The organism is Alteribacillus persepolensis (assembly GCF_900099605.1).
In the GTDB taxonomy this organism is placed as follows: Bacteria; Bacillota; Bacilli; order Bacillales; family Marinococcaceae; genus Alteribacillus; species Alteribacillus persepolensis.
Window position 1 is genome coordinate 72,737 of the sequence record NZ_FNDK01000003.1, and the last position, 18,966, is coordinate 91,702.

The window sequence follows — 18,966 nt, forward strand, 5'->3', positions numbered from 1 at the left end:
TCGTACGGTGAAATCTGCTGGTTGTTTCTGCGACTTGACTTACCTTGTGTTCTCCATGTCATTCACCAGTTTGTACCTAACAAGGGAACCCGTTGCTTTTAGGAAAAGGAGTTTTTCTGCCATAACATCATTCAAGGGTAGACGGTGCAAGCATCGGTAATGGAAAAGATAAGAAGATGATATAGGTCAAAAGTAGCTATTTTTGTTCACGAGCTTATCTTCATGTTTGTCAATCAAAAAGAACAGGAATATAAAAATGGAAACCGCTTAGCTCTCAACAAACGTTTGGTTGCGGAAAGGAAGGGAATCTTCATACATGAATGAAAAAACAGCATGCAGTACGATTAGTGTCATCTTCCTTTTATTAGGATTGTCTGGATGTACGAACACAGCTGCCATACCGGAGCTAGGCGCAAATATAGATGAAGGTACGACGGTGCTGTTATTTTCCAATGATGACAATGTGTATGAAGAACAGCCCTATTATCAAGCTTTGCTTCACACCAATAATGCGTGTAAACCCGAAGGTTTTGATATCGAAATTATATCTCACACAAACAAACGCGCTATGAATGACTGGAATATAGAACGTATCCCTTCGCTGCTTGTTGTAGAAAACCAACAAGATCAAGCGGTATATTATGACGGAAAGGGAGATAGAGATGCCATAGAAGCATTTTTACAACAACATGTTTCGTGTGCATACACAAAGGAGAGGGAAAACGAATGACAACAACAGAAAAACCGAAAGAGAAATATCTTATTATCGCAGTAGATCAGAATGGCAACGAGGTAGGTTTGGAATCCTACGCTCAAAATCCAAGTGAGCCGGAAATAACATTTACATCCAAAGAACAAGCGCGTACATTTTATGATGTCGTGAAAGAAGATTTATCGTTGTATTCTGTGAAAATGTTAAAGATACAAGACACCTGATGCGAAGAAACAGCCTGCCGTTTTCAAGCAGGCTGTTTTTTGTTTGGGTGTGATAAAATAGAGCAAGGCTTTCGTTAGAGAAAAATAGAAGAAATGACGACACCGTTACTAATGCTCCAATATGCAGAAATGACGCAGTCATCATGGGCCTGTGCCCCCCCCCCCCCCAAGTCTGCGCAATTAGATATGAAACTGGCTGTAAGTGTTGCACAGCCTCTTGCAGCTGCCATCAAAAAATACGCAATATCCTGGATCAGAACTGCCCTTTACAAAGAGTACGGTTTTTGTGTGCGAAGCTATTTGGAAAAAAACATAAGAAACCCATGACACCCTGTGTTTTCATATGACACAGGGATTTTTCGTATATCCTCTCTCTTGAATGGAAATAATGAATGCGGGGCTGTTTAACAAAATAGTAAAATTTTTACTTCCGGGAGGATGACGAAAGTATGGCAGAAACAGCAGTGGATTATAAGGAAAAAACCAGTGTGCTGTGGGATTGGCTTACTACCGTTGATCATAAAAAAATAGCGGTATTATACTTAATTGCCGGTTCATTGTTTTTTATCAAAGCCGGTGTAATGGCATTGTTGATGCGAATTCAGCTAATGTATCCAGAAAATACCTTTCTAACGGGGCAGACATATAATGAGTTATTAACGATGCACGGGACAATTATGCTGTTTCTTGCGGTAACCCCCCTGTTGTTTGCGTTCATGAACTTTGTAATTCCATTGCAAATCGGTGCACGTGACGTTGCATTTCCATTTGTCAATGCACTTGCGTTTTGGATTTTCTTTTTTGGCGGTCTTTTGCTCAGTGTCAGCTGGTTTTTTGGAGGAGGACCGGATGCTGGCTGGTTTGCGTACACACCATTGTCTACAAGAGAGTATGGCAACTTAGGTGTCGACTTTTATGTGCTGGGGCTGCAAGTAAGTGGTATTGGAACCTTGCTGTCTGGTATCAATTTCATTGTTACGATTATTAATATGCGTGCCCCTGGCATGACCATGATGCGTTTAACATTGTTCTGCTGGACAACACTCGTCATTTCTATTTTAATCGTATTTGCGTTTACACCACTAGCAGCAGGGCTTGCGATGTTAATGTTAGACCGTTTGTTTGGCGGACAGTTTTTCCAAGTAGAGTACGGAGGAAGCGTGGTATTATGGCAGCACATTTTTTGGATTTTTGGTCATCCAGAAGTGTATATCCTCGTACTGCCTGCTTTTGGAATTCTTTCAGAAGTCATTCCGGCTTTCTCAAGAAAGCGTTTATTTGGTCATACTGCCATGATTTTTGCGACATTGTTAATTGCATTTTTAGGGTTTATGGTGTGGGTGCACCATATGTTTACGGTTGGAATTGGGCCGATAACAAATTCGGTGTTTGCCATTTCGTCGTTTGCGATTGCAGTACCAACCGGCATTAAAATATTTAACTGGCTGTTTACGATGTGGGGCGGGAAAATTACGTTTAATACAGCTATGTTGTGTGCTTCATCTTTTGTTCCAACATTCGTGTTAGGCGGAGTGACAGGTGTTATGCTTGCAATGGCACCGGTTGACCATCTGTATCATGATACGTATTTTGTTGTAGCACACTTTCATTATATCGTTATTGGCGGGATTGTCTTTGGTATTCTTGCAGGGCTGTATTATTGGTACCCCAAGATGTTTGGCCACAAACTGAATGAAACATTAGGAAAGCTCATGTTTTGGCTGATGTATATTGGTTTTCACCTCACTTTTTTCGTACAGCATATACTCGGGCTTATCGGCATGCCTCGCCGTTACTTTACCTACCATCCAGGGGAAGGGATGGAGACGTATAATTTTGTTTCAACGATGGGTACTTTTTTGATGACCGCCGCTGTCTTGGCGCTTGTGATTAATGTCATTTATTCCGCCGTGAAAGGCGAACGCGTAGAAACTGGCGACCCGTGGGACGCTCGGACACTAGAGTGGTCCACACCGAATCCGGTGCCAGAGTATAATTTTGCGCAAGTACCGCAAGTTCGTTCACTAGATCCATGGTTTTATGAAAAAGTTCACGGAGAAGGCCACATGAAAGCGGCTGAACCGATTGTTGACATTCACATGCCAAGTCCGTCTATTTTGCCGTTTATTATTGCCTTTGGGCTGTTTTGGTGGGGGTTTGGCTTGACATTAATGAATGCGGTAGAATCGACCATCATACCGTTTTTAGCAATTGCTGCCGGGGTATTGCTGACATTTGGGGCCATGGTGACCCGGTCTATTAGAGAAGATCATGGCTGGCATATTAATAAAGATAAAGTCAAAGAAATTGAAAAAAACAGCCGTTCCCTTTAAGTGGTACAGACTGCGTCTGTGTGCAGGAAAAAACTGCGCGCAGACGCTGTTTTTTTGCATTGACAGGGAAATATAATTTGTTGGCATGGGGTAAACCATCAATGTGTCCCATAAGCCGGGTGAGGTGTATGCCAACTGTGGAAAATCTTTCAGGAAAGCCTTGGATACGCGCAACAAAACAGCGGTCTCTGTTATAGGGGCTGGACGGCAATTCGGTTTTTTCTAAAAGTTTTTTGTCATAAAAAAGTTTGCCCACAAGGAGAAACCCTCTTATATAAAGAAGTTCAAAGGATAGAAAAGTAGGAGGGAGAAAATCATGGATGAAAGGTATCTGGTGATGAAAGGAGCAGAACCTTTTTACTTTGAAGGAGATAACACAGGAGTACTTGTGATTCACGGGTTTAGCAGTACAACAGCAAGTGTATATCCCATCGGCCAACGCTTTCATCAGGCAGGTTTTACAGTATTTGGACCGCGTTTAAAAGGTCACGGCACCCATCCAAACGATTTAGAGCAGTCCACATATGAAGAATGGTGCGCAACGGTAGAGGAAGGATATGCGTTTTTACAAGAATCATGTGATTCCATTTATATAGCAGGATTGTCGATGGGAGGAACACTGGCTCTTCATCTAGCGAATCAGTACCCTAGTACCAAAGGCATTATCCTGATTAATGCAGCACTTGATATCCCTATGCTGCAATCAGACAGAGAAGAACGATTTATTCCAGGGATTCACTCCGATATCAAAAAAGAAGGTGTAGCAGAGCTTGCTTATGACAACATCCCTGTCCAATCATTAAAAGAATTGGAAAAGCTCATGAAAGAAACGAAAGAAAAACTTTCTCACATTCATGTACCAGCTCGTATTTTTGTGTCACGGGAAGACCATGTCGTGCCAATGAACAACAGTGAGTTTATTTATAAAGAGATACCGACTGATGATAAACACCTGATTGTCATGGAAGATAGTTATCACGTTGCCACGTTAGACCATGACCAAGGAAAAATTGCATTAGAGAGTATCGCATTCATTAATGGGTTGACCGTGTCCACCGAAGGGTAAGTCAACAAAAAGCAGACATGGTCAAAAATCATGAGACGCCTGTGGGGCGTCGGCTAAGACCAGCCACATCGTGTGGCTAACGCCGACACTAGCACGTCCTGTGCGTCGAAGCAAGAGCTGAAGATCCACCGACGGTGATCTTCCGTCGGTTAGCTGAAGCCTTGCCCGCGGCAAGCGAATGTATTTTTGTACCATCTACCCTTGCACGCAGAAAACCCTCACAATAAGTGAGGGCGTTCTTCATTTACTGGGTTTTGTCCCAGCCTCTCTATGTGCATGCAGATACACAGCTGCGAATACCAAAGAAACCTTCCTTTGCTGCCATGTAGCCACTGCGTGAAACATGGAGAAAGGAAGGTTTCTGGTGTATAAAGGTGATAACATCAAGCCATCACTCTGTATTTATGATTAAAAGCGCTTGTTTCTTATAATAACGCCCAGCGAAAGGTGATAAGACTAGCCACTAAGCTGATAAACAGCAATAAAAACAGGGCATCGTTTTTATTCCAAGTGATTGTATGGTAAAACTGGCGGTTTCGACTTCCGTCAAATCCTTTGGACTCCATTGCCACAGCTGTTCTTTCCGCTTTTCGCACAGCACCAGCGATAAGAGGAATTGCGTAGCGTTTGGCATTTCTCCATTTGCTGTTCGTACCGAGTCCGCGGATTTTATGAGCTTTGCGGATTTGCTTGAGCTCTTGTTGAAAGGTAGGCAGAAAACGGTAGGCAGCCATCATTCCATATCCAAAGCGCGGTGGGAGTTTGCATTGTTGAATTAAACTAAGCATCAGTTTTGTTGGTTCTGTCGTTAACACAAACAATAAAGACCAGGAAGCAAACACAAGTGCCCGCATACCAAGTGACATACCAATCAACACATTTTCCAGTGCAACCGGCATACTGCCAATAGAAAACAAAACGGTGCTGCCTCTTTCATCCGGAAAAACGACTTGAATCCAGACAAAACTAAAAGCAAACAGTACAAACGGTAATAACAACAGCAACAAAAAACGCAGCGAAACGCCTCCCAAACTCGTAATCATCAGCACAGTGGCTGCAAATAAAACAAGAGGAGTCCATGGATCAAACACAGGAATCATCACCGCAATAATAAACAGAACACTTATCAGCTTTAACGATGGGTTGACGTGCTGTAAAAACGCCTCTTTCCTTTGGTATTGTTCAATCACAGCACTTCCTCCTTTTGAAAAGATGGAAGCCAGCCTGCTAATTCCCGGTTGATGGGAGGTGTTAAATGAGCTTGTTTTAACAGCGTTGTATTCTCAAAAAAAGCATCGGTCGGGCCATCATACGCGATTGTCCCCTCGTGCAGCAGCAGAATATGATCTGCATATTGATAAACGAGCTCCATGTCGTGCGTAATCATAACAATTGTTTTCCCGCGTCGGTGCAGCGCCAAAAGCAGATCCATCATAGCGGTTGTATTCGCTTCGTCCTGGCCAAATGTCGGCTCATCTAAAAGCAGGATGTCTTGATCGCTCGTTAGCATCGTCGCAACCGACAGGCGGCGCTTTTGCCCTTGGCTTAATGAGAACGGATTGGCAGCGCGCTTAGCAGTGAGTGAAAATGTCTCGAGCAGTTCATCTACCTGTGAGGCAATGACAGCGGGTGAGGTGCCCTTCATTTTCAGGCCATAGGTAAGCTCCTCTTCAACCGTGTCACATATGAATTGGTGCTCTGGATTTTGAAACACATAACCGATATGCTGCATCCAGTCCGAATCAGAGATGTCGTGCCGGCTTTTGCCATGGAGTGCTACGTCGCCTTGTGCAGGTGTATAAATTCCTGAAAGCAGTTGAAAAAGTGTGCTTTTTCCAGATCCATTTGCACCAGTAAGCGCAACAAACTGTCCACGATGAAGCGAAAATGTAACGTGTTGAAGAACCGGTTGCTTTCGGTATGAAAATGATAATGCATTGGTTTCTAAAATCGGTTCGGAAGAGGCAGCCACTTCTGATGGACATGGCATATGATTTGTTTTTTGGATTCCTAATCGTTGGCATTCTGCTTCCCACTCACGTAACGTCAGTGGAAAACAGCCCCACGTTACCAAGCCTTCTTGTTCGAGTTTGAAAGCCATTTCGCACACTTCAGGTATGGCGATACCCGCATCTTGAAGAAGAGAAGTGTTTTGTTGAAAAAATGTTCGCGGCTGTCCTTGTGCGAATACCCCGCCTGATGAAGAAAGAGCAATGACACGGTCTATAATAGGCAGGACATCGTCTAGCTTATGTTCAATACAAAGTACAGTTTTATTTTTTTGTTCTGAAACATCTGCCAAGCATTGCAAGAGATCTTTGCTGCTTTCTGGGTCCAGATTGGCTGTGGGCTCGTCTACAATCAATGTGTTGGCATCCATAGCTAAAAGGCAAGCAAAGGCTGCTTTTTGCTGGAGTCCCCCAGACAGTGTCTGAAGAGCATCATGACGCCTGTCTGTTAGGTTCGTAAGAGCGAGGCTTTCTTCTAAGCGTCGTTTGATTTCTTCTTTGGAAAGACCGAGGTTTTCTAGTCCAAAAATAATTTCATCTTCAACGGTAAGCATACAAAATTGCGTTTGTGGGTCTTGAAATAAAACACCGATGTGGCTGCTCGCTTGTTTGGCTGTCCATGATTTCGGATCGGTGCCATCGACTGTTACGCTTCCGCTGCGTTTGGCATCGATGGAGCGGGGAATCAGCCCTTGCAGAGCCAAAGCGAGTGTGCTTTTTCCGCACCCGCTTGCCCCGAGTATAAGGATTTTTTCGCCTTTTTCGATACCAACGCTGACGGGAGGGAGCGATGCATGTTGTTCGAGTGGGTATGTGATGGACATCTCTTTGGTTTCCACATAGCTCATCACGCTGACTCCTCCATTTTTTTCTGGTAATACGACCGGCCAAGCGCAAAGTTGTTTAACACACCGGTGCGTACAAGAGCATAAGAGAGTGCCTGCCCTGCCCAGCCGGCAAGAAGCGCCCCGCTAACCAGCATGGTGCCGAGCATGAACCATACAATCATCGTTTCATATTGACTGTAGCCATACATCACGTATTGAGTAAGAAAGTTGGCAAATGTGCCGCTCATTCCAGCCAGCATAAGTACCGGCAAACGGTAGTTTCGGTATAAAAACAGGGCGAAAATAAGTTCTGCTCCAAGTCCTTGCGTCAGACCTAAAAGCAGTACAGCTCCTGCATTGACCGAACCGACCATCACTTCAGTGCCGGCGGCTATCATTTGCGCTGCCAGGGCAGCACCTGGCTTTTGGATAATGAGTGCACAAACAACAGGAGCCAATATCCAAAAACCAGCCATCAGCCCACCGCCAACTGGTCCTAATACACCAGTAACAATTTGGTTAAGAAAAATCCAGAGTAAATAGAGGACGCCGAAGACTGCTGAAATGAAAGCCATGACGACGATCTCACGCAAATTCAACGGTTTTCCAAGACTCATTGCTTCCCACGCCCTGAAAGTGCAGCAGGTTCTCTATCAAAAGGCCAGTCTGAAGCATGATAGGCCATATCAAAAAACATATATTCCAGCTGACAGCCTTCTAAAAAGTGCTCTTGCCAGCGTTGTTTTTCTTCTTCTGACGCTGTTTCAGCCAGGCGGTCTAGCGTATCTAAATACACATTCATGCGCGGTTCTTCTTGATTGCCGTAAAAAGAAATCCAATCGTAGAATGGATGATCTGGATCTGGATTGATTTCTTTCATTAACCGCTCCCCAACGTACAAGTAAATCCAAGGACAAGGCAGCGTAGCAGCAATAATGTCACCAATTGTCCCTTCATACGCAGTGTGAAGCATGTGCTTGGCGTAGTGCTGGGCGACGGGAGCAAGCGGATATCCTTGCAAATCCTCATAACGGACACCAGCTTGCTTGCACATGTTGTGATGTGGATGTGTTTCACTGTTTAAGATAAATCCAATGCTTGTATGAAACATTTCCATGTCTTCTCGTGTTTTACATTTTGCCATGCCAAGTGCACGTGCTTGAATCATAGCGTTTAAATATTCATAGTCTTGCTTTACGTAATGAATTAACTGTTCTTTTTCCAATTTCCCTTGGCCGATTCCCTGCACAAACGGATGATGGTAACACTCTTCAAACATACGATCTGCCTGTTGGCGAATTTTTTGAGAAAACTTCATAGAAAACATTCCTCCTTATAATGTTAGGAAGTCGAACCTGTAAGGAAGAATGACGGCAGCAGAAGCAGTCTGTGAAAAATGGCTGCATACATTAGAAACACTTGGCTTGCCGCTCTGTCCTTATGGCGGAACAGCATTTTTACTTATGTGCAGATTCTCTCATGCAAATAGAATCGGTTTTTCCCTGTTTCTAAAGCATAAAAAAGCCGTCCCCGGAAATGGGGACGGCACTGCTTTACGCATTATAAACGGCGAGCCAATTCATCGGCCTGCCAGTCATCCGTCTCCACTTCCCTCCGCTGGTATTAACCAGATCAGGTTCTAAGGGACCAAGGACTGTGTCCTTATCTCAGCTTTTACAAGCGCCCCCAGTGGACTCCCTATTGAATTGTCTATAACCATATCATGTCTTCATTTTGTTGTCAAAATATTCATAATCACAAAGGGAATTAATTTTTTATCCATGGCAGTTTTGCGTTGTTGTTGTGTGAATGCACTTAGTTTTTACACCGTGGCAAATAAGTCTTTTGAGCGTCAGTTTTCTTCTTTTTATATCTCCATATCGTGCTGCAGCAGGGGACAATATTTGCGGAAAATAAGCTGGTTCCGTGGTACACTTTACAAATATAGCGAAAACAAGCACATATCTTTCGTGTTTCATTCTGTTTTGGAATGGAAGGCAGCTGCCGGTGTGCGAGCTCGTCCGCACGACGCGAGAGGTGAGAAAGGAAGGGAATGGGTTGGAACAGGTAAACAAATACATAGATACTGTATTTTACGATGATGATGCTGTGTTGGAAGAGGTTCTTTCTTCGATAAAAGCAAACGGAATGCCAGACATTTCCGTTTCTCCTTCGTCTGGCAAACTGCTGACGATGCTTGTATCCATGTCAGGGGCCAAGGATGTTCTAGAGATTGGAGCATTAGGCGGATACAGTGGCATCTGCCTGGCCAGGGGGATAGGCAGAACAGGTACATTAACGTCTCTTGAATTAGAGAAAAAGTATGTCAGCATTGCTTACAACAATTTATCGAAAGCAGGTTTTAGTGAGCAAGTGTCTTACATGACCGGCCCGGCTTTGCAAAGTCTGAAAAAGCTTATTAACGAGCAGAAACGTTTTGATTTCTTCTTTATTGATGCGGATAAAGCCCATTATGAAGCATACCTGCGTGCCTGTATCAAACTGGCCAAACCAGGTGCTGTCATTGTGGCTGATAATGTATTGGCACGCGGAAGTGTAGCAGATAAAAATGTGGAGCCAAAACGTTATACTGAAATAATGAGACAGTTCAACCAAACAGCAGCCAGCCATCCTCAATTAGAGTCTGTGCTTGTCCCGATTGGTGACGGGATGACTGTATCGAAAGTGAAGCAAGGATAACGGCATGTGTGGATCTTACTTACGGATTATTTTCTCGTCCTTGGACTTTTGTCCCGCCATCTGCTGGTTTATGTTAATAGCAAACGCTGGAATAAGACCTTATAACGATGACTATTGTCTGTTACAATGTAAAAGTATGGATTTACTTCATGAAAATGGATTGACACTAGGTATCTATGAAAAGAGGAGGATGTTTGTATGAGGCACCGCTACGTTGGGCTGCTTTCCCTTTCATCAGCGCTGGCACTTGGAGTTACTAGTGCTGCTTCAGCCCAAGACATGCAGCACCAAATGGAAGAGAATAATGCAGTCCAAGAAGTAGAAATTAGCGCGGCAGATGTGGAGGTCCAAAAGTCCGATTTGATTCAACGTTTGCATGAACTGTTTCCAGACAAGTTTGATTTTTTATCAGAACAGGACTTTCGCATGAACAACCACCATATCATTGGTGTGGATGATGATGTCGTACGTCATTCGCTGCATTTTAATAAGCAAGTCGGCAATGACCATATAAATGGCACAGTTGAATTTATTGGCGATGATTTGCAGCTGCACAATTTTCACTACCAGCCGGAAGATACAGCTGGAGCCTTGTATCCGCCAGATGTCACACAAGAAGAAGCACAGCAAAAGGCAACGGATTTTGTGGAGCGCATGACTGATGGAGACTATCAGCAAAGTGAGCGTCAACATCCACAAATATCGTGGGGAAATCGTACGTTAACAGAACCAGTGGAATATCAATTTTATTTTCAACGGCTTGAGGATGGGGTGCCTGTTCAAAACCAAGAGGCTCGTGTGACGGTGCTTGGAAATGGCGAAATTACACAGTACTATGCCGGACAGCCAGTACAAGATTCCGCTTCCTATGAGCCCCAAGACAATGTGCTTGATAAACAACAAGTGATAGAAGCAATCGAGGAAAACATAAATGTAGAATTACAATATGCAGTAGAGCACGAACCAGGCCAAGAAGAGCCGGAGGTAAAGCTTGTTTATGGCCCTCAGCCGGCAATTCAAAGCGTTCATGCCGTAAATGGAACGTGGGAAATAAATCAAGCATTTATAGAAGAGCTGCCTGAAGCACCGGAAGTTACGATGCTAAAAGACGGTGACACGCCAGATGAAGAGACAGGAGAACCGATATCTGCTGACGAGGCGAAAACATTAGTAGAAGAGCTGTTTGTTGTACCAGAGGGTGAAGGAGAACTGCATCTAGAATCTGTTCAAGAACGTAACTACAATGATACAGACGTGTACAGCATTCATTATATGATTCGTCAAGAACATTCAGGTTATGGCAGCAGTGTGGACATTGATAAACAAACAGGAGAAATTATAAACTTCCATAATTCCGCTATACGCAATGGAACACCAGAAGAGAACTTGAACCACGAGGAAGCATTAGAGAAAGCGGTACAAGCACTCGAACAGCATGCGCCATCTGCGATGCATAACCATGCCTACCCGCTTTATGAAGGGGGAGAGAATGTAAACGAAGGAATCTATCATTTTCAATTCCCTCAAGTGAAAAATGGTTTAATCGTAAATGGAAGTTCTCTTTCTGTTGCTATTTCAGCTGAGGATGGCTCCCTTGTGTCACTGCGCCAAAACCCGCTGTCTATTACAGAGTGGCCGGCTAAAGATGAAGCGGTCGACAAAGAAACGGCTTTAAATGATTACGTGAAAGATTTAGATGTGTCATTGTCTTATGTGAATCATCCCCAATCAGAAGACAGTGATCACCATTATCTTGTTTATCACCCGGAGTGGCAAGGAATTTATTATGATGCCATTCGAGGGGAGTGGCAAGAACGCACATCAGCGGATGAACCAGAAAGTGAGCCGGTTTATACCGAACATTGGGCAGCAGACGAGTTGAATTACTTAATTGATGCAGGGATTTTGTCTGTTTCAGAAAATCCGCCGCATCCAAACGATGCAGTAACAAACGGAGAAGGTCTTGAAATGGTGATGAAGTCGTTGACAAGGTTTTACGATCATCCTGCTCCTGTAGAGGAAGAAAAAACACAAACGTTTAACAATATTGGTCCAGACCACGAACTTTATCAAGTCGTGGAGCGGGCTGCGCAGCAACAGATTGTTGACACAGATAATGCGTCCTTTCCGATGGACGAGTCGCTGACACGTCAACAGCTGGCTTACTGGTACATTCGTGCGCTCGGGCTAGAAGAAGCGGCTAAACATTCTGATATTTATCGTGTGCCGTTCAGCGATGCAGATGAAATTGAAGACGCGTATAAAGGATATGTTGCACTTTCAAAAGAGCTTGGTATATTCGAAGGTGATGACAACAATGCCTTCAACCCAGAAAGCGAAGTCACGCTGGCACAATTAGCCGTTACAAGCTTTCGACTGGCAGAAAATGCAAGTGAGATCGGTGGAGTTATACGTTAAAAGAAAACGGTCTGTGAAAGAGCCTGTATAAAAAATAATGGGTGTTTTTAATATTTTGGCTTCCATGAAAGGTGAATTTTCGTTTGTTTTCAAAAATCATTGTTTCTATTAGTTATAAGTTAATCTCTTTCTCTGCATAGGACAATTGGGCAGTTACAGCGTCGAGGCATATAACCAATACGCACGTTAGCGTATAGCCGATGAAAAGGTTGCACTTTAGGATCTCATGCAACAGAATCTTGTTAGGATGGAAACAGGTTGTGACTAATGTCCTAATTCCATATATTGTATTGATTTTTTTCGTCTATACAATATATAGTGTATGTATAGCAATTTTATAAAGGAAGAAACAGGTATTTTGAAACAATCTTGTTTCAAAATTTAAAAGGGAAGTTCGGTGCAAATCCGACGCGGTCCCGCCACTGTAACAGTGAAGGACTCTCTACATGATACCACTGAATCGAGGAGATTCGGGAAGGTGGGGGAGTAACCATACTGGAGCCAGGAGACCTGCCTGTTTAACAACACTGTTTGACCTACGGGAGATAGGGAGGTGTTCTTGTACTGTGAGGAAAGTATAACAGTTTTTCGGTTACAGTATAGAGGATAACGATTACTTCCGCAATAAAACGCAAGCCTGGTTTTTCTCATATCTAATGGATTGAGACAAGGGTATTGTTGCGTACGCTCTCCCAACTGCGTGCGTAATAATACCCTTTTTTTATGGTTTCAGATTGTATGAGTGGACGTTGCTGTTTCACACACCGGAGCGGATGTGAGCGAACAAAGAAAAAAAATCGTGAAGGAGGAGAAAAGGTGAATACATCATTTATAACAGAGAAGATGGAGAACAGCGTACTGCCGGAAGAAAGAATTCAAGAGTGGATCAGTGAAGCTGTACGGCCTTATTCGCGTTTGGATAAGACGGAATATGAAGAAACGGTGCTCCAATATATAAAAAAACAACCGCCAGAGTCATTTTCAAAACTAGCTAACCTTCTTATCCTGCATGCGACGGAACGAATTGACAGAAATGAGCCAGAGTGGACATATGTAGCAGCTGATATTTTTTTACAAAACTTATACCGGCAAGCATCAGAAAATCGTGGATATGACAAACACAAGAAGTACGGATCGCTGTTTCATTTATTAGGTACTCTTCGGCGTGAGGGAGTGTACGATTCTGCTCTTCTTCGCGACTACAGCAAAGAGGAAATCGCCGAATTAGAGCAGGTAATTGATCCAGAGCGTGATAAATTATTCACTCACATCGGTATTTTGACACTTACCCATAAATATCTAGCAACTGATAAAAATAGAAACGTTTTTGAGCTTCCGCAAGAACGCTTTATGATCATTGCTATGAAACTAATGTCTAATGAACCACGTGAAAAGCGAAAAAAGCTTGTAAAAGAGGCATATTGGGCTCTTTCTAATTTGTACATGACAGTAGCAACGCCGACACTTGCGAATGCAGGTAAAGGTGTAGGCCAGCTAAGTTCGTGCTTTGTGGAGACAGTAGATGACAGCCTTAGGGGGATTTTTGATTCGAATACAGATGTGGCTTCATTATCAAAAAACGGGGGTGGTGTCGGAATCTACTTCGGGAAGCTCAGAAGCCGCGGATCTTCCATTCGAGGATATAGAGGGGTTGCCGGGGGGATTATGGGCTGGATGAAACAGCTGAACAATACAGCGGTATCCGTTGATCAGCTTGGACAGAGACAAGGTGCTTTTGCTGTTTATCTTGATGTCTGGCATCGGGATATTCAAGAGTTTCTTGATGCGAAGCTGAACACAGGAGATGAGCGCCTGCGGACCCATGATATCTTTACAGGTGTTTGTGTGCCGGATTTGTTTATGGAACGAGTAGAAGAGCGCGGGGATTGGTATTTGTTTGATCCGCATGAGGTACGGACAGTGATGGGATGGTCACTAGAAGACAGTTATGATGAAGAGAAAGGCAGCGGAACGTTTCGAGAAAGATATGAGATGTGTGTGCATCATCCGGATTTATCCAAGCAAAAAGTGCCAGCAATTGAAATAATGAAAAGTATATTGAAATCACAGTTACAAACAGGTACCCCTTATATGTTTTATCGTGACTCAGCGAACCGCGATAATCCAAATAAACATAAGGGGATGATATACAGCTCCAATTTGTGCACGGAAATAATGCAGAATATGAGTGCAACAACGATGAAAGAAGAAACAATGACAGCAGATGGAACTATCATTACAGAAAAAGTTCCAGGAGATATGGTTGTCTGCAACCTCTCTTCGATTTCGTTAGCACGCGCTGTACAGCATGACGTCCTCGAACGCCTTATTCCGATACAAGTTCGTATGCTCGACAATGTGATTGACTTAAACAACATTGGTGTCCCGCAAGCAGAATATACAAATAAACGCTACCGGGCAGTAGGCCTGGGAACATTTGGGTGGCATCACCTGCTTGCGCTTAAAGGAATCCGGTGGGAATCAGAGGAGGCGGTAGTTTTCACTGACAAGCTTTACGAAAAGATTGCGTATCTGACATTTAAAGCAAGTGCCGAGCTGGCAAAAGAGAAGGGAGCCTATCCTTTATTTGATGGCAGTGAATGGGAGACAGGTGCTTATTTAAAACGACAGTATGCAGTTCAGGATGAAGAGGGAAGAAATGTCTACATTACAGATGAATGGAGGAAGTTGGCTGAGTCCATTCAGCAAGATGGTATTCGAAATGGGTATCTATTAGCTGTGGCACCGAACGCGACAACTTCTCTTATTGCAGGATCTACTGCAAGCATTGATCCTATTTTCCGACAAGAGCACATTGAAGAGAAAAAAAGTTTCCGATCACCAGTCACTGCACCAGACATAGGTCCTGAAACAATCTGGTATTACAAGTCCGCTTTTAATATTGACCAAAAGTGGAGCATTAAGCAAAACGCCGTCCGTCAAAAGCATATCGACCAAGCAATTAGTTTTAATCTATATGTCCCTCGGCATATTAAAGCTGTTGAATTTCTGAATTTACATCTAGAAGCGTGGAAGTCAGGTTTAAAAACGACATACTATACACGTTCCACTGCTACAGTTATTGAGGACTGCGAAAGCTGTTCAAGCTGATAGAAAAAGGAGAGTTTAACAGAATGTCAACATTAAATAAACGTGTTTTGTATGATACGGCAGCAGCTAACCGATCAACGGGAATTATTAACGGCAAAAGTTCTAATATCTTGAATTGGGATGATACCTCTAAAAAATGGGCGTATCCAATGTATAAAAATATGCTTCGAAACTTTTGGATACCGGACGAAGTAAGCTTAATTCATGACCGCAATCAATACAAAGAACTAAGCGAGAAAGAACGCAACGCTTTTAATAAGATTATTGGCTTGCTTGCTTTTCTCGACAGTGTGCAGACTGATTTTTCTTCAAAAGTTGCCGACTATTTAACCGATTCGAGTTTAAATGCTCTTATGACAGTTCTCGCGTTTCAAGAGGTCGTTCATAACGAATCTTATACGTATGTGTTATCAAGCACAACAGACAGTCATACGCAGCAGGAAATTTTTGAATACTGGAAGACGGATAACGTCCTGCTTGAGCGCAACCAATTTATTGCTGATGGATATACAGCTTTCACGGAGAACCCGACAAAGGAAACGTTCATTCGGGCTATTGTCTATGATGTTATTTTGGAAGGCTTGTTTTTTTACTCTGGTTTTGCCTTTTTCTATAATTTGGCTCGTAATCAAAAAATGCTCGGTACAGCCAAGATGATTAACTTTATTAACCGAGATGAGCAGCTGCACGTTTCCTTATTTGCAAACATTTTAAAGGAGACTTTAACAGAGAATCCAGAGCTTCATACGGAGGAATTTGCCAACTTTGTAAAAGAGACGTTTCAAAAGGCAGCAGAGCTTGAAATAAAATGGGGCAACTATATTATCGGTGATGAGATAGAAGGCATTCATTCGCAAGAACTGGAAAGCTATATTCGATTTATGGCAAATAAACGCACAAAAGAGCTGGGTTTTGACCCTGTCTTTGAAGGGCATCAGAAAAATCCGATGAAATGGATTTCTGTATATAACGACAACTCGAAAGGAAAAGCTGATTTTTTTGAAACAACCGTGACCGATTACAACCTTGTTGATCAAGAGAACGACTTTGACGCCTTATAACCTATTATTATATTCCATGAACTTTAGGGAGGAAAAAAACTGTGACAAACATAAAAAGCAGCAGCCTGGGATATCCCCGGCTTGGAGAGAAAAGAGAGTGGAAAAAAGCGCTGGAAAGTTTTTGGGCTGGCACGATGGGAGAGGAAGATTTTGAAAGACGAATGAAGGAGCTGAGATTGTCCTTTCTAAAAAAACAAAAAGAGAAAGGATTAGATCTTATACCGATTGGTGATTTCTCCTGCTACGACCACATGCTAGACACAGCCGTGATGTTCGGTATTGTACCTAAACGTTTTGGGAAATCCGCAGGCCGTGTACCGTTGTCTACTTATTATGCAATGGCACGCGGAACGGATAAGGCTCCTGCCTGCGAAATGACAAAATGGTTTAATACAAATTATCACTACATCGTACCTGAATTGGAGCAATCAGAGCCGTTTTTAACGGAAAACATACCATTGAAGTTTTATCAAGAGGCAAAAAAAGAATTGGGAATAGAAGGGAAACCGGTAATCGTTGGCCCTATAACGTTTGTAAAACTGTCTAAGGGATATGAGCCGGAAGAGTTTTCAAGTTATGTCGACAAGCTGCTGCCTTTATATGAAACTATTCTAACAGAGTTAGAAGAAGCAGGTGCTTCATGGGTACAGATAGACGAACCGATTCTTTCGGTTTCACTGTCAGACGATGAATGGCAAATATTAAAACAAACCTATGAGCATTTGACAACGGCAGCTCCGCACTTGAAGATTCTATTGCAGACGTATTTCGGCTCTGTCGATGATTATCAAAGAATGATTAGTCTGCCGGTAGCAGGGATTGGTCTTGATTTTGTGTATGGACGTAGTGAAACACTGCATAATATACATGTACATGGCTTTCCATCAGATAAGGTATTGGCTGCCGGTGTTATTGATGGACGCAATATATGGCGCGCGGACTTCAGGGAGAAACTTGGATTATTGGAACAACTAAAAGAGATAGTCAGGGAAGAAAACATCATGGTCCAGCCTTCCTGCAGCTTGCTTCACGTACCCGTGACAACGGAGCTTGAGAAGGATATTCCGCAAGTACTTCAAGATTCGCTTGCTTTTGCAGATGAGAAACTAATGGAGCTTGCAGTGTTGAAAAACCCGTCCGCGCATGAAGATATATTAGAGAATAGCTTACGTTCGCGAGAGGCGCTTGCGCAGTCCTCTTTCCGGTGCCTTTCTAGACCATCTGACATAAAAGAAATACGGGACAGTCGCCCGCTTCCATTTGCAGAAAGACAGAAGCTTCAAGAGGAAAAGTGGAACCTTCCGCTGCTTCCGACTACTACAATCGGAAGTTTTCCGCAGACACGAGAAGTACGAGTGAAGCGGCGTGATTTTCGTAAAGGTGATATATCAAAACAGGAATACGTACAGTATATTCAAAAGAGAATTGAAGAGTGGATAAATATCCAGGAAGACATTGGTCTTGACGTTTTTGTTCATGGTGAATTTGAAAGAAATGACATGGTTGAGTTTTTTGGGGAGAAGCTGAAAGGAATTGCCTTTACTTCGTATGCTTGGGTTCAGTCTTATGGCTCACGATGTGTAAAACCACCGATTATATACGGTGATGTTGAGTACATAAAACCGATGACAGTGGAAGAAACTCTTTACGCCCAATCTCTAACGGATAAGCCGGTAAAAGGAATGCTGACAGGACCGGTAACGATACTGAATTGGTCTTTTGTACGTGATGATATTGCAGAAAAAGAAGTGTGTGAGCAAATTGCAGTTGCTATTAGTAATGAAGTGAAAGCACTAGAAGAAGCCGGAATAGAAATGATTCAAGTCGATGAACCAGCCCTTCGTGAAGGAATGCCTCTAAAAGAAAAGGAGTGGCAGGAATATTTAGACTGGTCGGTACGGGCATTTCGTATAGCAACCTCACAAGTAAAAGATACAACTCAAATTCACACGCATATGTGCTATAGTGAATTTGACGACATTATAGAAGATATTCGTGCTCTTGATGCTGATGTTGTGTCTATTGAAACATCGCGGAGCCATGGGGAATTGATTAAAGCGTTCGAAACAGGCCAATATGATAAAGGAATTGGACTTGGGGTCTATGACATCCACAGTCCACGCATACCTTCAGTCCATGAAATAAAAGATATGGTTGAACGTGCCCTGCGTGTATTACCGCCATCCTTATTCTGGGTGAATCCAGACTGCGGCTTGAAAACGAGAAAAGAATCAGAAACAACAGCCGCTTTAAAAAATATGGTGCAGGCTGCTCAAGATGTCCGATTGTCCGTTCAACAAAAACAGGTGTAAAACAAAAATGAAAACAGCTGCTTGGCTATAGCCAAGCAGCTGTTTTCAGGTTCTTTCCGTATAAAAAAGGTAAGGCAGCATGTGAAGCTGGCATGTTACAAGCTGAGGCATGGGCTCTGCTAAGTACTGCCACGTCACGTGTAAGTGCGGAAATCAAATTGTTTCTAATGTCACCCCCTAAACGGTTAGGGAG

14 protein-coding genes and 2 riboswitches are annotated in these 18,966 nt (G+C 43.1%); of the genes, 9 read left to right on the top strand and 5 right to left on the bottom strand.

Annotated features, from left to right (window positions below; genetic code table 11):
- The first annotated feature begins 316 nt into the window (after window positions 1-316).
- The 3 genes from BLT18_RS04580 to ctaD all read left to right on the top strand — a co-directional run bounded on the left by BLT18_RS04580 (window position 317) and on the right by ctaD (window position 3,269).
- Window positions 317-730: a hypothetical protein gene (locus BLT18_RS04580; protein WP_091271658.1), complete on the top strand. Its 414-nt coding sequence runs from the start codon at window positions 317-319 to the stop codon at window positions 728-730.
- Window positions 727-936 (top strand): hypothetical protein, encoded by a 210-nt coding sequence (locus BLT18_RS04585; RefSeq protein WP_091271660.1) that lies wholly within the window; start codon window positions 727-729, stop codon window positions 934-936. The genes BLT18_RS04580 and BLT18_RS04585 overlap by 4 nt, the downstream gene beginning before the upstream one ends.
- A gap of 449 nt (window positions 937-1,385) precedes the next feature.
- Complete coding sequence (ctaD, locus tag BLT18_RS04590; protein WP_091271661.1) at window positions 1,386-3,269, top strand: cytochrome c oxidase subunit I; 1,884 nt, start codon at window positions 1,386-1,388, stop codon at window positions 3,267-3,269.
- On the opposite strand, the gene BLT18_RS04595 is transcribed toward ctaD, so the two are convergent.
- A complete protein-coding gene (locus BLT18_RS04595) occupies window positions 3,235-3,525 on the bottom strand; it encodes a hypothetical protein (protein WP_091271662.1) in 291 nt (96 codons plus the stop codon). The genes ctaD and BLT18_RS04595 overlap by 35 nt on opposite strands.
- Before the next feature lie 60 nt (window positions 3,526-3,585).
- Between BLT18_RS04595 and BLT18_RS04600 the strand changes: the two genes are divergently transcribed.
- Window positions 3,586-4,335, top strand: coding sequence for an alpha/beta hydrolase (locus BLT18_RS04600; RefSeq protein ID WP_091271663.1), 750 nt, complete (start codon window positions 3,586-3,588; stop codon window positions 4,333-4,335).
- A gap of 425 nt (window positions 4,336-4,760) precedes the next feature.
- On the opposite strand, the gene BLT18_RS04605 is transcribed toward BLT18_RS04600, so the two are convergent.
- From BLT18_RS04605 to tenA, 4 genes are read right to left on the bottom strand one after another with little or no spacing between them, the layout of a single operon-like run.
- Entirely contained in the window at window positions 4,761-5,525 is a 765-nt protein-coding gene (locus tag BLT18_RS04605; protein WP_175487375.1) for an energy-coupling factor transporter transmembrane component T family protein, read from the bottom strand.
- Window positions 5,522-7,192 (bottom strand): ABC transporter ATP-binding protein, encoded by a 1,671-nt coding sequence (locus BLT18_RS04610; RefSeq protein ID WP_091271666.1) that lies wholly within the window; start codon window positions 7,190-7,192, stop codon window positions 5,522-5,524. The genes BLT18_RS04605 and BLT18_RS04610 overlap by 4 nt, the downstream gene beginning before the upstream one ends.
- Complete coding sequence (locus BLT18_RS04615; protein ID WP_091271668.1) at window positions 7,192-7,788, bottom strand: ECF transporter S component; 597 nt, start codon at window positions 7,786-7,788, stop codon at window positions 7,192-7,194. The genes BLT18_RS04610 and BLT18_RS04615 overlap by 1 nt, the downstream gene beginning before the upstream one ends.
- Window positions 7,785-8,489, bottom strand: coding sequence for a thiaminase II (tenA, locus tag BLT18_RS04620; protein WP_091271670.1), 705 nt, complete (start codon window positions 8,487-8,489; stop codon window positions 7,785-7,787). The genes BLT18_RS04615 and tenA overlap by 4 nt, the downstream gene beginning before the upstream one ends.
- Window positions 8,490-8,763: 274 nt before the next feature.
- Window positions 8,764-8,869: riboswitch (TPP riboswitch) on the bottom strand.
- A 360-nt stretch (window positions 8,870-9,229) separates the two neighbouring features.
- On the opposite strand from tenA, the gene BLT18_RS04625 reads away from it, so the two are divergent.
- The 5 genes from BLT18_RS04625 (at window position 9,230) to metE (ending at window position 18,773) form a co-directional block, all read left to right on the top strand.
- Window positions 9,230-9,871 (top strand): O-methyltransferase, encoded by a 642-nt coding sequence (locus tag BLT18_RS04625; protein ID WP_091271673.1) that lies wholly within the window; start codon window positions 9,230-9,232, stop codon window positions 9,869-9,871.
- 198 nt (window positions 9,872-10,069) lie between these two features.
- Window positions 10,070-12,289: a PepSY1/2 domain-containing protein gene (locus tag BLT18_RS04630; protein ID WP_091271675.1), complete on the top strand. Its 2,220-nt coding sequence runs from the start codon at window positions 10,070-10,072 to the stop codon at window positions 12,287-12,289.
- A gap of 334 nt (window positions 12,290-12,623) precedes the next feature.
- Window positions 12,624-12,821, top strand: a riboswitch (cobalamin riboswitch).
- Window positions 12,822-13,132: 311 nt separating this feature from the next.
- Window positions 13,133-15,400, top strand: coding sequence for a ribonucleoside-diphosphate reductase subunit alpha (locus tag BLT18_RS04635; RefSeq protein ID WP_245705181.1), 2,268 nt, complete (start codon window positions 13,133-13,135; stop codon window positions 15,398-15,400).
- Between the two features lie 23 nt (window positions 15,401-15,423).
- Window positions 15,424-16,461, top strand: coding sequence for a ribonucleotide-diphosphate reductase subunit beta (locus BLT18_RS04640; protein WP_091271678.1), 1,038 nt, complete (start codon window positions 15,424-15,426; stop codon window positions 16,459-16,461).
- 41 nt (window positions 16,462-16,502) lie between these two features.
- On the top strand, window positions 16,503-18,773 hold the full coding sequence (metE, locus tag BLT18_RS04645; RefSeq protein WP_091271680.1) for a 5-methyltetrahydropteroyltriglutamate--homocysteine S-methyltransferase: 2,271 nt from the start codon (window positions 16,503-16,505) through the stop codon (window positions 18,771-18,773).
- The last annotated feature ends 193 nt before the right edge of the window (window positions 18,774-18,966 follow it).